Genomic DNA, 16,629 nt, shown 5'->3' on the forward strand with positions numbered 1-16,629 from the left:
TTTTTTATTAACTAAGGAGGAATACCTATGAAACTAACATTAGTAATCAATAAAGAAAAGAAAACTTTTAATTTACCGGAGTTCATTCCGGCTCGTTTGATTCGTCAAGCACCTGAACTTGCTGATATTCCAAACAATCCTGGGCCTGAGGATATGGATAAAATGGTTCAATATGTAGTAAAAGTTTACGGTGAACAATTTACATTGGATCAATATTGGGACGGCGTGGATGCCCGTAAATTCTTATCGACAACTTCAGATGTAATTAATGCAATTATTAATGCAACTGTGGAAGCGGCTGGTGGTACACCAGGAACTGGAGAAGAAACAAACCCAAACGCGTAGAGGGAGGAGGGCTAACATTCAGTGAGTTTATGGACGAGCTCTACCTCTCTTTATTACGTCAGGGGTATAAACATCATCATATCGATAATGAAATGGATATCTGGCATTATTTAAGGCTAAATCAAAAATATCGTGAACAAGATCATTCAAACAGTGAAAATCATAACTCAAATGAAATTGAAGTTCCGGCAGAAAACATTATTTAATGAGGGGGTGAGACTATGGCGAATGAAATGAATAATTTGGTCGTTAGGCTATCCCTTGATAACGTAAATTTTCGGCAAGGTATCGCAAACTCAGGTCGTGCGGTTAGGACATTACAGAATGAGCTGAAATCTGTTAGTACTGGAATGGGTGGATTCGCAAGTGCTAGTCAACAAACACAAGCGAAAATGAACACACTCAGTAGGCTTATTGATGCACAAAAAGAAAAAGTGAAAGCATTACGACAAGCTTATGATCAAAATAAGGCTAAATTAGGTGAAAATGATGCAGCAACTCAAAGATATGCTTCACAAGTGAATAAAGCAGTTGCTGATTTAAATAGATTTGAAAATGAATTAAAGCAAGTAAACCGTCAAGCTGAACAAAAAGGGATGGATAAGTTAAACAATTCTTTAAAATCTTTACAGGCTGAATTTCAGTCTATTACAACAGGTATGGGCGGCTTTTCTAATGCAACGGAACAAACACGGGCGAAAGTAGACGTTCTGTCTCGTATAGTAGATAAGCAAAAAGAGAAGGTTAGGGAACTTCAACAAGCCTATAATCGTGCAAAAACAGAAGAAGGTGAAGCAAGTCAATCAGCACAGCGATATGCAGAACAAATCCATCGAGCAACAGGTGAACTAAATCGATTTGAAAACGAATTACGTCAGTCGAACCACGAATTAGAACAACAAGGAAATCGTTTATTAAACTTCGGTACTCGTATGGAGACGTTAGGTAATCATTTGCAAAATGCTGGTATGCAAATCGGTATGGTGTTTGGTGGAATGACTTATGCAATAGGTCGGGGTTTAAAATCGGCTGTAGAAGAATCCATGAATTTTGAGCAACAAATGGCCAATGTTAAAGCTGTATCTGGTTCTACTGGAGAAGAAATGAAGAAATTAAGTGAATTAGCTGTCAACATGGGAGAAACAACAAAATACTCTAGTGTTCAAGCAGGACAAGGTATAGAGGAATTAATAAAAGCTGGAGTTAGTTTAACAGATATTATAAATGGTGGTTTAGAGGGTGCTCTTAACTTAGCGACAGCAGGAGAACTAGAATTAGGTGAAGCGGCAGAGATTGCATCCACAGCCTTAAATGCATTTAAAGCAGATCATCTTTCAGTTGCGGATGCAGCAAACATTTTATCTGGAGCCGCTAATGCTTCAGCAACAGATGTACGGGAGTTAAAATACGGTCTTTCAGCTTCATCAGCAGTAGCAGCAGGAGCTGGAATGACATTTAAGGATACAGCTACTACGTTAGCGGTTTTTGCACAAAATGGTTTAAAAGGCTCTGATGCAGGTACTTCTTTAAAAACAATGCTTATGCGATTAAATCCAACAACAAAAGAAGCATATAATCAAATGAGGGATTTAGGGTTAATTACTTATCATGCACAAGCTGGTTATGATTTTCTTGTTAAAAACGGTATACAACCAGCTTCAAGGAGCGTCGGTGATATTGAGCAAGCTTTAGAAGGCTATGTAATGAAAATAGAAGGTGCGAAAAAGTGGAATGACAAGTGTGATACCACATTTCGTGAATTAGCTACAAGTTCAGCGTTCCTATCATCAAAATTCTATGATCAACAAGGACATATTCAAAGCTTAGAAAATATTTCGGGAACACTTCATGAATCAATGAAAGATTTAACAGATCAGCAACGTAGTATGGCTTTGGAAACGTTATTCGGATCGGATGCTGTACGTGGTGCAACTATTCTTTTCAAAGAAGGTGCGAATGGGGTAAACAGTATGTGGGATGCCATGTCAAAAGTGACAGCCGCTGAGGTTGCAGCCACTAAGATTGATACGTTAAAGGGACGCCTTACATTACTAGATTCAGCGTTTTCGACGATGAAAAAGACAATTGGTGATGCGCTAGCCCCTGTGGTTAGTGTTTTTGTTGCTGGGTTGCAGAAACTTGTGGATGGATTCAACGCATTACCTGGACCAGTACAAAAGGCTATCGCAATTACAGGTGGTATTGTTCTTGCGCTTACAGCAATAGCAACAGCAATAGGTGTTGTTCTTGCAGCATTCGGGATGATCATGTCAGGAATTGGAGCATTAGCAACAGCGTTAGGAATTGCTGGTGGTGCTGCAGGTCTTGCTGGTGCTGCAGTTGGTATGTTAGGAAGTGCATTAGGATTGCTTCTTGGACCTGTTGGTTTAATAGCAGCAGCTCTTATTGGAACTGGGGTTGTCGCATATAAAGCATATCAAAAAGCAACTGAAGACAGTATCGCTTCAGTAGATCGTTTTGCTACCAATACAGAGGGGAAAGTAAGTTCTTCCACAAAGAAAGTTCTTGGTGAGTATTTCAAGCTGTCTGATGGCATTAGACAAAAGTTAACTGAAATTAGATTGAACCATGAAGTGATAACAGAAGAGCAGTCACAAAAATTAATAGGTCAATATGATAAGTTAGCTAATACAATTATTGAAAAAACTAATACAAGACAGCAAAAAGAAATTGAAGGACTTAAAAAATTCTTTGCTGATTCATATGTATTGACCGCTGAAGAAGAGAACAAACGAATCGAACAGTTAAATCAACATTATGAACAAGAAAAGCTAAAAACACAGGAAAAGGAAAATAAAATTAAAGAAATTTTACAAACAGCAGCTAGAGAAAATAGAGAATTAACGACCTCCGAACGCATCTCTTTACAAGCATTGCAGGATGAAATGGACAGAGTTGCTGTAGAGCATATGTCTAAAAATCAAATGGAGCAAAAAGTTATTCTTGAAAATATGCGCGTACAGGCCAGTGAGATTTCAGCTAGACAGGCAGCAGAAGTTGTAGAGAATAGCGCTAAAGCAAGGGATAAAGTGATTGAAGATGCGAAAAAGACCCGTGATGAAAAAATTGCTGAGGCGATTCGTCAACGTGATGAAAATAAAACCATTACAGCAGATGAAGCGAATGCAATCATCGCTGAGGCGAAACGTCAGTATGACAGTACAGTGTCTACAGCTAAAGACAAACATAGAGAAATTGTAGATGAAGCTAAATCACAAGCTGGTGAACATGTGAATCAAGTAGATTGGGAAACTGGTCAAGTGAAGTCGAAATACCAGGTTATGAAAGATGATGTTGTTCGAAAAATGAAAGAAATGTGGTCAGATGTTACCAACAAATATGAGGATATGAAAACATCGGCAAACAGTAAGGTGGAAGAAATAAAAAATACAGTTTCAAAGAAATTTGAAGAAAAGAAAAAAATTGTTACAGATAAAATGGAAGAAATAAAACGTGGCATTGAAGATAAGTGGAATACAGTTGAAAAATTTTTCAAATCTATAAATTTACGTTCCATTGGTAAGTCAATTATAGAGGGCCTTGAAAAAGGCTTAGATGATGCTACAGGCGGCTTATATAGTAAAGCGAAAAGCATAGCTGGAGAGATTAAAAATACAATTGCGGGAGCATTAGATATAAACAGTCCATCAAAAGTTATGATTCCTTTAGGAAGTGCCGTTCCAGAAGGTCTTGGGGTTGGTATAGATAAAGGGAAAGTATTTGTAGTAGACGCTGCGAAACGAGTCGTAGGTGCCTTGAATTATCAAATGAGCAACATTGGATCAGCATTTTCAGGTATGGCGTCCGATGGCTTACGTAAAATTTCAGAAAGTGATATATTCCAATTTAATGGGGATGATCCGCTATCGAAATATTTTAATGCTATTTTTGTAGATGGAGATTATCTAAATGATTGGCTTACACATATACCAGAAAGTATGCATGACGTTGTGAAAGAAATCGGACGTCAAATGGAACGATTTGAAGGTCTTTCAATTAATGAGGTTAGAAGCTTCCCTAGATGGAGAGAAGTTTTATCAGATAACCCAGGAGAAGTTTGGTATAGACCATTAGAATCACCTGAGCAACGTAGTTATGCGAATCAAATTGAAAAAGAACTAAATCTCACTTTGAATATGACCAATGTTTTAGATGGAAAAGAGTTAGCAAATGGAAGTTACACTTATACTACAAAGCTTCAAGATCGTGAACAAAAAAGAAGAGCGGAATTTTAAGGGTGGTGAACATGTTGGGGAAACTCAGTTTTACTTTTAATAAGATTAAAAAAGATTATGTTCAAATGCTAGTTGGAAGAAAACGCCCTTCCTGGGCTCCAGTTAAAAGGAATTTAGTAAGAGTCCCTCATCATGCAGGGGCTCTTTTTCTTAATACAGAAACGGAGGAACGTCGTATTGATGTTCCTCTTGTAATTAAAGCGAAAAAAGATATGGCTGATTTACAAAAGGTAAAAGAAGACTTAGCGGATTGGCTTTATACAGAGCAACCTGCTGAACTTGTTTTTGATGATGAATTAGATAGGACTTATCTAGCATTAATCGATGGTTCTGTTGACTTGGATGAAATAATTAATAGAGGTAAAGGCGTTATTACTTTTGTTTGTCCAATGCCATATAAATTAGGAAAACAAAATACTCACACGTTCTCTCAAAAAGGTGATACTGAAGTTACAACTTCTTTTATTAATCAAGGGAATATAGAAGCACCTCCAATTATTGAAATCGAAGCACAGAAACCAAGTACATTTTTAGATGTTTGGTTTGGTGAGTCCCCTTATAATCGCGATTACTTTAGAATCGGTTATCCTTTAAAAACAGAGCAACTACCTGTAGAGAGAAATCAAAGGCTGATATGGGATGAAATGACTACCACTGTTGGGTGGAGTAAAGTAAGTTCAATGGAAGATGGCAACCCAGTCGGTGAAATGAAATCAGACGGTTATCAATTTTATTGCTCTAATTATGGTACAGGGACAGGAAAAGGATGGAATGGTGCAGCTGTTAAAAAAAATATACCTAATGGGCCAGTGCAAGATTTTATTATGCAGGCTTATGTTACATGTAAAAGTAAACGTATCAATGAGATGGGGCGAGTGGAAATAGCGATATTAGATGAAAACAGTAAAGTGCTTTCGAAAATAGCTATGACTGATGTATTTTGGCAAGCTGAACAAAACTTCGGAACAATGGTAATCGGTTATGATAATAAACCAGGAAGAAGAAGTTTAATTCATGAAAGTGGAGATTATCCAAACACTTGGAACCAGTATCAAGGGCGATTGTGGATAGCTAGAACAGGAAATGTATGGGAAGCGTATATTTCGAAATTCCTCCCGGGGACGGAAAAAGATGATTCTGAACGATTTGTGCGGTGGACGGATGAAAATAACTATCACATGGAAAAAGCGGCGCAAATTCAAATCAGTATTATGCAATGGCAAGATGTTCCGCCCGTAGAAGCGATGTCAGTTAGTGATTTAAAGTTTTGGAAAGTAAATTTAAATACCAAAAACGATCCGCCTTACATTTTTGATGCAAGAGACAAAATTATTATTGATACAGAAAAAAGTCTTGTAACAATTAACGGTAAGAATGCAATTAATTTAAAAGACATTTTTAGTAATTTTCCAACTGTAATACGTGGCGAAAATTTAATCGAAATAATGCCACCAGATGTTAAAGCGACCGTTAGTTATAGGGAGAGATATAGATGAGAACACCAAGCGGCATTTTGCATGTTGTGGATTTTAAAACAGATCAAATCGTTGCAGCTATTCAGCCGCAGGACTATTGGGATGATAAAAGGCATTGGGAAATCAAAAACAATGTTGATATGTTGGATTTTACTGTTTTTGATGGAACAACTCATTCGGCTACGTTACAACAACAAAATCTTGTTTTAAAAGAAGTTCGCGACGGAAGAATTGTACCATATGTTATTACAGAAGTTGAGAAGAATTCTGATAAACGATCCATTACTACATATGCTTCAGGAGCTTGGGTTCAAATTGCTAAGTCAGGAATTATAAAACCGCAACGAATAGAAGGTAAAACGGTAAACGAATTTATTGATATGGCCCTAGTAGGAATGAAATGGAAACGTGGGAAATCGGATTATGCGGGATTCCACACTATGACCATTGATGAATTTATTGATCCCCTAACATTTTTAAAGAAAATAGCTTCTTTATTCAAATTAGAAATTCAGTACCGTGTTGAGATTCAAGGGTCACAAATAATTGGATGGTATGTTGATATGATTCAAAGACGTGGTCGAGACACTGGGAAAGAAATAGAGTTGGGTAAAGATTTGATAGGCGTTACACGTACGGAACATTCAAGAGATATTTGTACAGCACTAGTCGGATTTGTGAAAGGCGAAGGCGATACCGTAATTACAATTGAAAGTATCAATAGGGGACTTCCCTATATTGTTGATAATGATGCATTTCAACGATGGAATGAACGTGGTAAACATAAATTTGGTTTTTATACACCAGAAACAGAAGAATTAGACATGACTCCAAAACGTTTAATGACGTTAATGGAAATAGAATTAAAAAAACGTGTCAATTCTTCAGTTTCTTACGAAGTAGAAGCACAATCGATCGGACGTATTTTCGGACTAGCACATGAACTAATTAACGAGGGCGATACTATCCGAATCAAGGATACAGGCTTCACGCCTAAGTTATACCTTGAAGCACGGGTAATTGCTGGTGATGAATCTTTTACGGATCCTACACAAGATAAATATGTGTTTGGTGATTATCGCGAAATTACTGATCCAAATGAAGAACTACGAAAAATATATAATCGTATTCTTAGTTCACTAGGAAGTAAGCAAGAACTGATAGATCAGTTAGATGAATTAGTGAAAGATGCAAATGAAACAGCTAGTAATGCTAAGAAAGAATCCGAAGCAGCGAAAACACTGGCTGAAAAAGTTCAAGAGAATCTTAAAAATAACACGGTAGAAATCATTGAAGCTAAAAATCCACCAACAACAGGACTTAAACCTTATAAAACACTTTGGCGTGATATTAGTAATGGGAAGCCTGGTATTTTAAAAATATGGACAGGTGCAGCGTGGGAATCGGTTGTTCCTGATCCAGAAACTATCAAGGAAGAGGCACTAGCGCAGGTTAATAAGGATATCGAATCTACAAAAACAGAATTAAACAAAAAGGTTCAAGAAGCACAAAATCAAGCTACAGGACAATTCAACGAAGTACAGGAAGGGTTACAAGGTGTCAGTCGTACAATTTCTAATATCGAAAATAAACAAGGTGAAATCAATAAAAAAGTAACTCAGTTTGAACAAGATTCTAATGGATTTAAAACTTCTATTGAATCGTTAACAAAAAAAGATACTGATATCAGCAATAAATTAAATACAGTCGAACAAACTGTAGAAGGTACAAAGAAAACTATTTCTGATGTGCAGCAAACAACAAGTGACCTAAAGAAAACAACTACTGAAATAGAAGAAAAAGCTGGGAAAATCAGCGAGAAGTTAACGAGTGTAGAAACAAAGGTTAATAGTGATAAAGCTGGCGGACGTAACCTTTTATTAAAATCAAATGTTAAATATGAAAAAACAGACTATCTAATCAATCAATATTCTCTAACTGAAAATTTTTTTGCGGGTGAGGAATATACCTTTGTAATTAAAGGGAGTGTCCCACAAGGGCAGAAATTTGGAATTTGGCAGAATGGCGGGTCTAGCAATGTTGGATATGCAACAAGTGTTTATGCGAATGGAATAACTTATGTAACTTTTAAAGCTGTTGCGGCTACAAATGGAAATGAACGAAAGTTAAGCTTATATAACTATCCGAGTAGTACTACGAAATCTATTGTGGAATGGGTCGCCTTGTATAAAGGGAATAAGCCACAGGATTGGACAGCACCGCCTGAAGAACAGGTAACAGCGGATGAGTTCACTCAGAAAACAACTGAAATTGCAAAAAGCGTGGATGGAATTAAAGAAACAATTACAAAAGTAGAAAACAATCAAAGTGGATTTGATAAGCGTGTTGCTACTGTAGAAAAAGATGCAACTACCATTAAACAAAATGTCTCTTTAATACAAAATACGCAGACAGAACAAGGAAAACAATTACAAGAGGCGAAAGCTGGTTGGGAAAATACTGCGAAAGCACTTGAAGGTAAAGTCGAACTAAAACAAGTACAAGATTATGTTGCTGGGTTCAAGATTCCAGAGTTGAAGCAAACAGTTAATCAGAATAAACAAGATTTATTAGATGAATTAGCCAACAAGCTTGCAACTGAACAATTTAACCAGAAGATGACTTTAATTGATAACCGTTTCACTATCAATGAGCTGGGGATCAATGCTGCAGCAAAAAAGACAGAAGTATATACAATAGAGCAAGCAAATGGACAATTTGCAAAAGATTCTTATGTAAGAGATATGGAAACCCGTCTTCAGTTAACGGAAAAAGGCGTTAGTATATCTGTAAAAGAAAATGATGTAATTGCAGCCTTCAATATGAGTAAAGAAAACATTACTTTGAATGCGAACAGAATTAACTTAGTAGGTTTTATTACAGCGAATCATATCAAAGGAAAAGTTTTAGAAGGAGTAACACTTAAAACGAGTGGAAACAGATTTGTTGAAATAAATAAGCAAGACATGAAGATTTTCGATGCAGATAAGCCACGTGGCTATATAGGATTTATGGAAACAAATGATGGAAGTATTCAACCTTCACTCGTCCTTGGTTCTGACAATATTAAATACAGGGGTACAGGATCGTTTTATATTTATCAAGTCATGCCGCGAATTAATGGAGTCGATCAACCTTCTAAAGCATATGCAAAATTTGGGATTTCTAAAGGAGAAAATGCAGAAGGAACTAATATTTGGTCAAACTATATTCAAATGCATAATGATGGTGGACATCTGAGCGTATATTCAGATGGACAATTTCGTTTTCAAAACTTGAATAATATTATTTTTGAATCTGAAGGATGGGCTCCAGGATATGGTTACTTCTCTGTAACTACAACTGAGCCGCATATTTTTACAAATAACGCGGGGCAGTTTACTTTCAAAAGAAAAGGCAGTGACTATAAAATACATTTCGTAAACGGCGCCACCGATCATGATTTAATCATGGGTAATGCAATGATAAGGTCAAGTTTTGTACAAGGTTATAACAATGGCTTGCAGATTAAAGATATGATGGGTCAAGGATGGAAAGATATAGAATTAAGAACACTGCGAGCTAAAGAAAATATATCTGCTACAGGGCGTATGTGGGCGCAAGAATTTATCCCTAATTCTTCTCGTACGCTTAAAACGGACATAGAAGACCTTCCATTCTCTGCTTTAGATAAAATCAACTCTGTAAACATCAAACAGTATCACTTTATAAGAGATGTTGAACGCTTCGAGTCAGGGGAGTCTATTATACTTCCAATTAATTACGGTATGATTGCGGAGGACTCTGACGATGTATTCACCACACCACAGAAAGACGCTGTAACACTTTATAGCACGGTTTCAATTTCTATTCAAGCAATACAAGAAGTTGACTTTAAAGTTAAAAATCTTCAATTTGACCACGGTATGTGGAAGCAGGAAGTTGACAATCTTAAAGAACAACTTGAAACAGAAAAACTTGAGAAAGTTTCAATGAAAGCTGAAATTGATGAATTAAAGGTATTAGTGCAACAATTACTAAACAAATAAAACGAAAAGAGAGTGAATTATTATGGCTAAATTTTTCAAACCGGTATTTGATGAATTAACAATCGATCATGGTTCTGATATCTTATTAGAGGAGAATCATATGATTATCAATATCAATGCTGATAGAGTTCGAGAACAATTAAATTATGATGAATCATTAATGGTTTCTGAATTTCCATTGTTTAAACTTCCGGAAGATTTAATAAACGAGTTAACTACATTAGGAAAACAAGCGTTTCCACATACTACACATTCAAATGTGAAAGGATGGTTTAAAATGCGACCGGATTTTGGGAGCGATGTAGTAAATTATGCATTTCAAATGTTATCCGGATATGATGTGTTTGACGGTAAGGAAATGAAGTGGAAGTGTATAGAAAAAGCTTTTGGTGGATTAGAAACGAAACACAAAGTATTACAAAGAGCAACCTATGTAATTGTTTTAAAAGATGTAACGGAAGTGGTCAACTAATATAACGAACTGTCATACTAAAACAAAAGTTAGATGAACGATAAATAAAAAACGAATCAGTAAGAAAAGCGAATTACAGCTTTAGAAGAGTTATTACAACAATTAATAAATAAGAAACCAGAGCAGCCATAAGCTGTTTTTTATTTTGCACAAAATACGGCTTTTGTATGGAGATTCCTACGATGTATTCACCATGAATAAGGTTGTCTCATATCATATAAAGATTGCTTTATTAAGATGATAAAAGGATGTGAATGTATTGGAAGATGTATATGTAAAAATCGATAGTTTAAAAGCAGAACAAAAAGAAATTATGCGTGATATTCGTAATTTAGAAACTCGCACAACAATTAATGAGAAAGACATCGCTACAATTAATAAGCAATTAGAAAAGATTAGTATGAATACAACTTGGATTTTACGAATTATTATTAGCGCAATCACAATGTCGGTTTTGGGTTTAATATTAAAAGGAATGATATAAAACCTTAAAATAAAAGTACTTATTGAAAGAGGGACAAGCGTCTCTCTTTTTTATTATAAATAAGGAGTGAAAAGATGGATCGTATTGATGTATTAATGAAAACATTTGTAGCAGCCTTCGGTGGTTTTTGCGGATACTTTCTGGGAGGATGGGATACAACATTGAAAGTTCTAGTTATCATGGCAGCTATCGACTATTTAACAGGAGTATGCGCAGCAGGATATAACGGAGAGTTGAAAAGTAAAGTTGGTTTTAAGGGCATCGCTAAAAAGGTGGTGCTTTTTCTTTTGGTTGGAGTGGCGACTCAGTTAGATACAGCACTTGGAAGCAATAGTGCTATTCGTGAAGCGACAATTTTCTTCTTCATGGGTAACGAATTACTTTCACTTTTAGAAAATGCTGGACGAATGGGTATTCCACTTCCACACGCCTTAACAAATGCAGTTGAGATTTTAGGTGGCAAACAAAAACAAGAAGATAGAAAAGGAGATGTTAAGTAATGGGACATATTATTGATATTTCAAAATGGAATGCTGACATTAACTGGCCTATAGCAAAGCAATACATTGATTTCATCATCGCTCGTGTACAAGATGGTTCAAATTATGTAGATCCATTGTATAAAGGATATGTACAAGCCATGAAGCAACATGGTATTCCTTTTGGTAACTATGCATTCTGTCGTTTCGTTTCAGAAAATGATGCAAGAATAGAAGCTCGTGATCTCTGGAACCGCGGAGACAAGAACGCGACAGTCTGGGTTGCGGATGTTGAAGTAAAAACAATGAATGATATGAGAGCGGGCACACAAGCATTTATTGATGAACTACACAGATTAGGTGCTCAGAAAGTTGGTTTATACGTTGGTCATCATATGTACGCTCCGTTTGGTATGGAAAATGTAAAATCTGACTTTGTGTGGATCCCTCGTTATGGCGGTAACAAGCCAGCTTATCCATGCGATATTTGGCAATACACAGAGACAGGTAATGTACCTGGTATCGGTAAGTGTGATTTGAACCAATTGATTGGCAGTAAACCGTTATCTTGGTTTACAGGAGAGGAACAAACAGAACAATCTGTTGCTAATGGTGGCTATCAATACGTTAAATCTGGTGGGTTTGGCATTTCACTGGTTCGGGAAGTCCTAAATGCTATGAATGAGCTTGGAACAAAAGGGAAGGTTGTCTCTGATCCATTAACTGGTTTAGCGTACTTACAAACTGAAGTACTACCTAATGGCGAGCTTGATAAGATTACAGCTTGGATGGATGAAAGAAACTGGTGGTACGAGTACATTAACAAATAAACATTGAAAGCTATCCTGTTGGGTGGCTTCTTTTAATTTATATTTACTAATTCATCATATCTAAACTGAGTATTTAAACCGAAAGCATCCGTGCAATATAAAGAACACGATTTAAAAGGAAAAACTTACTACATTACGACTTATAACGTCTATATTTCTATAAAATAAAAAAAGGCCAGCTTATAGGCTGGCTCTTTTTTATGGATGATATACTCCCTGAGCGTAATGATAAACTGTTTTTTCATTTGCTTTTGAAATCGGATTAGTTTTGTTAGGACCATTGTAATAGCCAAGAGTCACAATATCGTAGTAGTGTGTTGATTTTGAAGCCCAGAAAGAATAATTCCCCTTACCACTAGGCATTTCCACTGAACCTTCAAATGCACCATTTGCTCCTACAGTACATAAAATATCTTTTTTAGCAAAATTTAGTGCGCCATCGAAGTAAATGTAAAAAGTTGTACCAGCAGGTACTGCTTGTCCATTTGCGTCATATGCATATCCTTTGAATGTTGTGTTTTTATATGCATAAACTCGATACTTTTTACCTTGACCATAGTCGATATACTCATTGTTTCCAATGTTAGTAATTTGCACTTTGTCGACAAGTGGCGTGTTTTCAGCTGCACTTGCATTATTGCTTGGTAAAAGAAAGCCAAATACTACTAATCCAATTAGCATAAGTGAAGTTAAAATTTTCTTCATAATCACATCTCCTATAATATTCTTTACACCCTAAATTTTACAGGGGTTAAATGTAAATTACAACATTTATATATATTGTACCAATATGCAATATTGCATATTAATAATGGTGCCAAATATAAATTGCACAATAGAAAAGGGATACTATGTAACGGCAAATGAAGTCTATGCATATACTAAATATTTTATAGAAAAGAATAGTTTGGTGAGAAATAAAGTGCATAATAATAGTGAAGATGAAACATACAATTTAAAAGCAAATGAAGCCTATGCGTATGTGCAGTGAAAAAGAGAGTTACCAATAGGGAACTCTCTTTTTTTAATAGCATTCATTATTTTTTTAACTTCAACGAAATTTAATACCTTACCTTATGTTATCATCATTCTCAAATCTACCCCTAGTACAAGAAATACAGGGGTAGATAAATTTAGTAATTTATATTTCATTAACAAATAACTCTTTTCTAAGGATTAGCCTTCTAATTTTCTTATTTCGTTTAGTGTCAAACCCATAGTATCTATATATCCATACATAGCTTTTAAACTTGAATCAACCTTTTCAGTATCTTTTTCATCTAAACCTACAAATATTTGTTCTATGCATATTTCAATTACTTTAGCATCGTCTCTTAGTTGCACTTTGAAATAATCATAAGCCTTAGGTGGGTCAAGTTCTTTTAACTTCCTAAGTTCTCCCTTGACTATTTCAAATTGTTTCTTTAACTCCATTTGATTTGTTTTTAATGTTTGATCCTTTGCAAATATCGGTTTTGTAGCTTGCAGCTCCCTTGAAAACTGATTAACAAGTGTCTCCATCTTTTCTTGATACTGTTTTATCGTGATAGGGCCATGGACATCTGTTAGAGGGGCTTTTTCTTTTCTTTCTTGTTCTTTGATTCCTGGTTCTTTAACTATTTTCTTCTCTAATTCATCTTTTTCTTTGCGTAGTCTATCTACTTCTTTGTTTGCGGCCTCTAAAGCCTTTTTATCAGATTCCGCTTCGGCTACTTTCTTCTCTAATTCATCTTTTTCTTTGCGTAGTGTATCTACTTCTTTGTTTACAGTCTCTAAGGCCTTTTTATTAGATTCCGCTTCAGCTACTTGTAAATTATCAGTCTTTTTCTTTTCTGTATCTTCTTTTGAACAACCTACTCCACTAATTAGCAAAATTGGTAATGCTACCGATAACACTTTATGTTTCATTACTAGTCCCCCAATGACTTATTCTTTATCCCGTTTCTTTCTTAGTTGTACCTAGCGCGTTTTTATGATTCTTTATTTAATTCCTAATTTAAAGAACAACTTATCCCAAATAACATGATTGATATGACTATGTATACTCTTTTTGAAAAATATTGTAATTAATTAACACATGAAACTATAACATAAAATATATAAATAAGATATATGAATTTATCGTCATTACTATTAAATTCTCTTATTCTATTAATGAAAAATATGATATACATACTTGGAAATAAAATAATAGAAGAAAGAAGACTTATATTGCCATTACCCTGTTGGCATCAATCCGTACCGGCTATTTTGTCTGAAATATGGTAGGTAGACGAACCTACATAATTAGTACGCAATTGGAAATATAATCAGTAAAGTAAAAAGAAATGTATGAGTTATTTAAATAAAAAAGTGCTAACAAGTTTGCAAACGAACTTGCTAACACTTATACAGAATAGACATAAATTATCGCTGATATGTCGTCTTTACAAATAGTCTTAATCAGTTAAATCACACTTATACGAAACGCTCATAAAAACCGTCTTAATATCAAGAATATAATCATCCAGATATTCCTTTACTTTTCAGACGAAAACGAGGGATGATATTGATTTCTACCCCAGAGTTTGCATCAAATAATAAAAAAATACGGTTTGTAAAACTAAAAATGCAACAAGCTACAACCGGCATGAAATGGATTAAGATATTTAGAAATTTAAAAGATGATTTTCAAATAGGTGGAGATTTGGATTTAGACCATATTCTCCAATATCCGAAAGATTATATTGTCGGGGAAAATAAAAGGGTGTTATTTCCATACAATGAAAGAATATATAAAGTCCAAGGTACTAAAATAGAACCAGGTATAAAAGTAAAGGAAAGAGAGTATTTATTTAAAGAATTCCAGCGTAAATTCTCTTATTTCACAATACTTCCAGAATGTAAAAAGGTAGCAACAAATAACAAAAATGAATTATTTCCTTTATTTGCACCAAAAGGATTAGAGACATTAACATTAGAAGTTTGGTCTGAAAATATAGCGCTGGAAATAGAACAAGCATTACTTGATAGCGAAATTGTTTTGACTAAAATTGGTGAAAATTCTTATGTATTGAATACAGATTTCCCAGTATTATTAAAGATTGTGAGATACAATATTGAAAAGGTGTTACAAAATCCATATAAAATGCAATATTGTCAAAAATATAAAACAAATCTTGTAGATGATGTTACGAAAGCTGTCTATGCTACCGCGGGTGAGCGCAGTGATGCGACATTAGCATTAATCGCAATGAAAAATTGTGATGGACGCGAAAAAATTGATCCAAAACAAATCATTAGAGAGGGATTTGCACGAACAAATCGTATTTCAACATTTATTAATTTATTTATAGGCCAAAGTGTATCTCGTAAAACAATTGTAAATAGTGTTTTTAGTCTATTAGAACAAAAAGGATTTTTGAAGCGTAGTTGGAATAAGATAAATTTACCTTGTACATATGTTAATTTATCAATTGAACGAATATCGAAATTTGATTTCTTACCTATTCTTTCAAAAATAAAAGGAAAAGAAATTTTATATAAATTATATGGGAATACAGAGTGGCAAAAGATTGATTACGTATTATTAAATATAAATAAACATAATGCATTTTTATCACAACCATCAAAGAGAAATGATATGGGGGCTCTTTTTAAACAATATGTTTTCGAAACATTAATGGAAATTGTACAATATGCAAAAGAACAAAATGAACAAGTTTACTTCATTGTAGATGCAAATTTGAGAAAATATTGGATAAAAGAGTTACAAAATAAAGAAATTAATACAGATATTTTACCTGATATTGTTCCAGAGGTATTAAAGGTTCCCAACTTAAATATTATTAGAATAAATACAGGTTTTGATGTACCAAGCTACGGTGTAATAGAATGTGATGATGCTCTAGATAGAATAGGCTTATATGCAGATCAAAAAGGGATGTATTATAGCACTGGTGAATATTCACTTAATTGTAGTGAAGTTTTTCAGCGATATATAATTGAAATTCTACCATTAGGTGTAAAACCTGTAGAAAGGGATTATATCGCTAAAATGATACATTACATGTGCTGTAATTCTAGTATGCTTTCGAAAAAGAATGTACACATGACATATTCCGTACATATGGAAAAAGTAATAAAGAGTTATATTACTGACATAGATGCAAGAGAATTTAAAGAATTTGATGATGAATTGGATGTAGATGTAGTAAAAGTAGAAAAGAAAGATTCAATTATTCTACTTTAAATACTAGTAAACAAATCCTGCTCGTTATA

Annotated in this window: 11 protein-coding genes; 9 read left to right on the forward strand and 2 right to left on the reverse strand. The window is 34.7% G+C overall.

All coding sequences use genetic code 11. The features are described 5' to 3' along the window. The first annotated feature begins 27 nt into the window (after nucleotides 1-27). The 8 genes from gpG to CN409_RS12835 all read left to right on the forward strand — a co-directional run bounded on the left by gpG (nucleotide 28) and on the right by CN409_RS12835 (nucleotide 12,369). On the forward strand, nucleotides 28-345 hold the full coding sequence (gene gpG, locus CN409_RS12800; protein WP_016077610.1) for a phage tail assembly chaperone G: 318 nt from the start codon (nucleotides 28-30) through the stop codon (nucleotides 343-345). 221 nt (nucleotides 346-566) lie between these two features. Next, the gene (locus CN409_RS12805) at nucleotides 567-4,601 is read left to right on the forward strand and encodes a phage tail tape measure protein (protein WP_097981531.1); all 4,035 of its coding nucleotides are present in this window, start codon (nucleotides 567-569) and stop codon (nucleotides 4,599-4,601) included. Nucleotides 4,602-4,612: 11 nt separating this feature from the next. Then, entirely contained in the window at nucleotides 4,613-6,097 is a 1,485-nt protein-coding gene (locus CN409_RS12810) for a distal tail protein Dit (RefSeq protein ID WP_044307548.1), read from the forward strand. Further along, nucleotides 6,094-10,104 carry a phage tail spike protein gene (locus CN409_RS12815; protein WP_097981530.1) on the forward strand — a complete coding sequence of 1,337 codons (4,011 nt, stop codon included), beginning with the start codon at nucleotides 6,094-6,096 and terminating at the stop codon, nucleotides 10,102-10,104. The genes CN409_RS12810 and CN409_RS12815 overlap by 4 nt, the downstream gene beginning before the upstream one ends. A gap of 22 nt (nucleotides 10,105-10,126) precedes the next feature. Then, a complete protein-coding gene (locus tag CN409_RS12820) occupies nucleotides 10,127-10,576 on the forward strand; it encodes a hypothetical protein (RefSeq protein ID WP_044307546.1) in 450 nt (149 codons plus the stop codon). Nucleotides 10,577-10,835: 259 nt separating this feature from the next. Continuing rightward, entirely contained in the window at nucleotides 10,836-11,060 is a 225-nt protein-coding gene (locus CN409_RS12825) for a hypothetical protein (RefSeq protein WP_000390479.1), read from the forward strand. A gap of 74 nt (nucleotides 11,061-11,134) precedes the next feature. Further along, nucleotides 11,135-11,560, forward strand: coding sequence for a phage holin family protein (locus CN409_RS12830; protein ID WP_000373908.1), 426 nt, complete (start codon nucleotides 11,135-11,137; stop codon nucleotides 11,558-11,560). Continuing rightward, nucleotides 11,560-12,369, forward strand: a complete 810-nt coding sequence (locus tag CN409_RS12835) for a GH25 family lysozyme (protein WP_097981528.1) — start codon at nucleotides 11,560-11,562, stop codon at nucleotides 12,367-12,369. Before CN409_RS12830 ends, CN409_RS12835 begins: the two co-directional genes overlap by 1 nt. Before the next feature lie 198 nt (nucleotides 12,370-12,567). On the opposite strand, the gene CN409_RS12845 is transcribed toward CN409_RS12835, so the two are convergent. Then, the gene (locus CN409_RS12845; protein ID WP_097981527.1) at nucleotides 12,568-13,074 is read right to left on the reverse strand and encodes a hypothetical protein; all 507 of its coding nucleotides are present in this window, start codon (nucleotides 13,072-13,074) and stop codon (nucleotides 12,568-12,570) included. Between the two features lie 471 nt (nucleotides 13,075-13,545). Then, nucleotides 13,546-14,277 carry a hypothetical protein gene (locus tag CN409_RS12850; RefSeq protein ID WP_097981525.1) on the reverse strand — a complete coding sequence of 244 codons (732 nt, stop codon included), beginning with the start codon at nucleotides 14,275-14,277 and terminating at the stop codon, nucleotides 13,546-13,548. A gap of 640 nt (nucleotides 14,278-14,917) precedes the next feature. Here CN409_RS12850 and CN409_RS12855 point away from each other — a divergent pair. Next, a complete protein-coding gene (locus CN409_RS12855) occupies nucleotides 14,918-16,600 on the forward strand; it encodes an RNaseH domain-containing protein (protein ID WP_000626096.1) in 1,683 nt (560 codons plus the stop codon). Nucleotides 16,601-16,629: the final 29 nt, after the last annotated feature.

The sequence above is a fragment of the Bacillus sp. AFS012607 genome (assembly GCF_002558005.1).
GTDB classification, from domain to species: domain Bacteria; phylum Bacillota; class Bacilli; order Bacillales; family Bacillaceae_G; genus Bacillus_A; species Bacillus_A thuringiensis_S.

Excerpts from the sequence above, each read along its gene's own strand:
- gpG (WP_016077610.1), top strand. The coding sequence starts at position 28 with ATGAAACTAACATTAGTAATCAATAAAGAAAAGAAAACTTTTAATTTA.
- CN409_RS12805 (WP_097981531.1), top strand. The coding sequence starts at position 567 with ATGGCGAATGAAATGAATAATTTGGTCGTTAGGCTATCCCTTGATAAC.
- CN409_RS12810 (WP_044307548.1), top strand. The coding sequence starts at position 4,613 with ATGTTGGGGAAACTCAGTTTTACTTTTAATAAGATTAAAAAAGATTAT.
- CN409_RS12815 (WP_097981530.1), top strand. The coding sequence starts at position 6,094 with ATGAGAACACCAAGCGGCATTTTGCATGTTGTGGATTTTAAAACAGAT.
- CN409_RS12820 (WP_044307546.1), top strand. The coding sequence starts at position 10,127 with ATGGCTAAATTTTTCAAACCGGTATTTGATGAATTAACAATCGATCAT.
- CN409_RS12830 (WP_000373908.1), top strand. The coding sequence starts at position 11,135 with ATGGATCGTATTGATGTATTAATGAAAACATTTGTAGCAGCCTTCGGT.
- CN409_RS12835 (WP_097981528.1), top strand. The coding sequence starts at position 11,560 with ATGGGACATATTATTGATATTTCAAAATGGAATGCTGACATTAACTGG.
- CN409_RS12845 (WP_097981527.1), bottom strand. The coding sequence starts at position 13,074 with ATGAAGAAAATTTTAACTTCACTTATGCTAATTGGATTAGTAGTATTT.
- CN409_RS12850 (WP_097981525.1), bottom strand. The coding sequence starts at position 14,277 with ATGAAACATAAAGTGTTATCGGTAGCATTACCAATTTTGCTAATTAGT.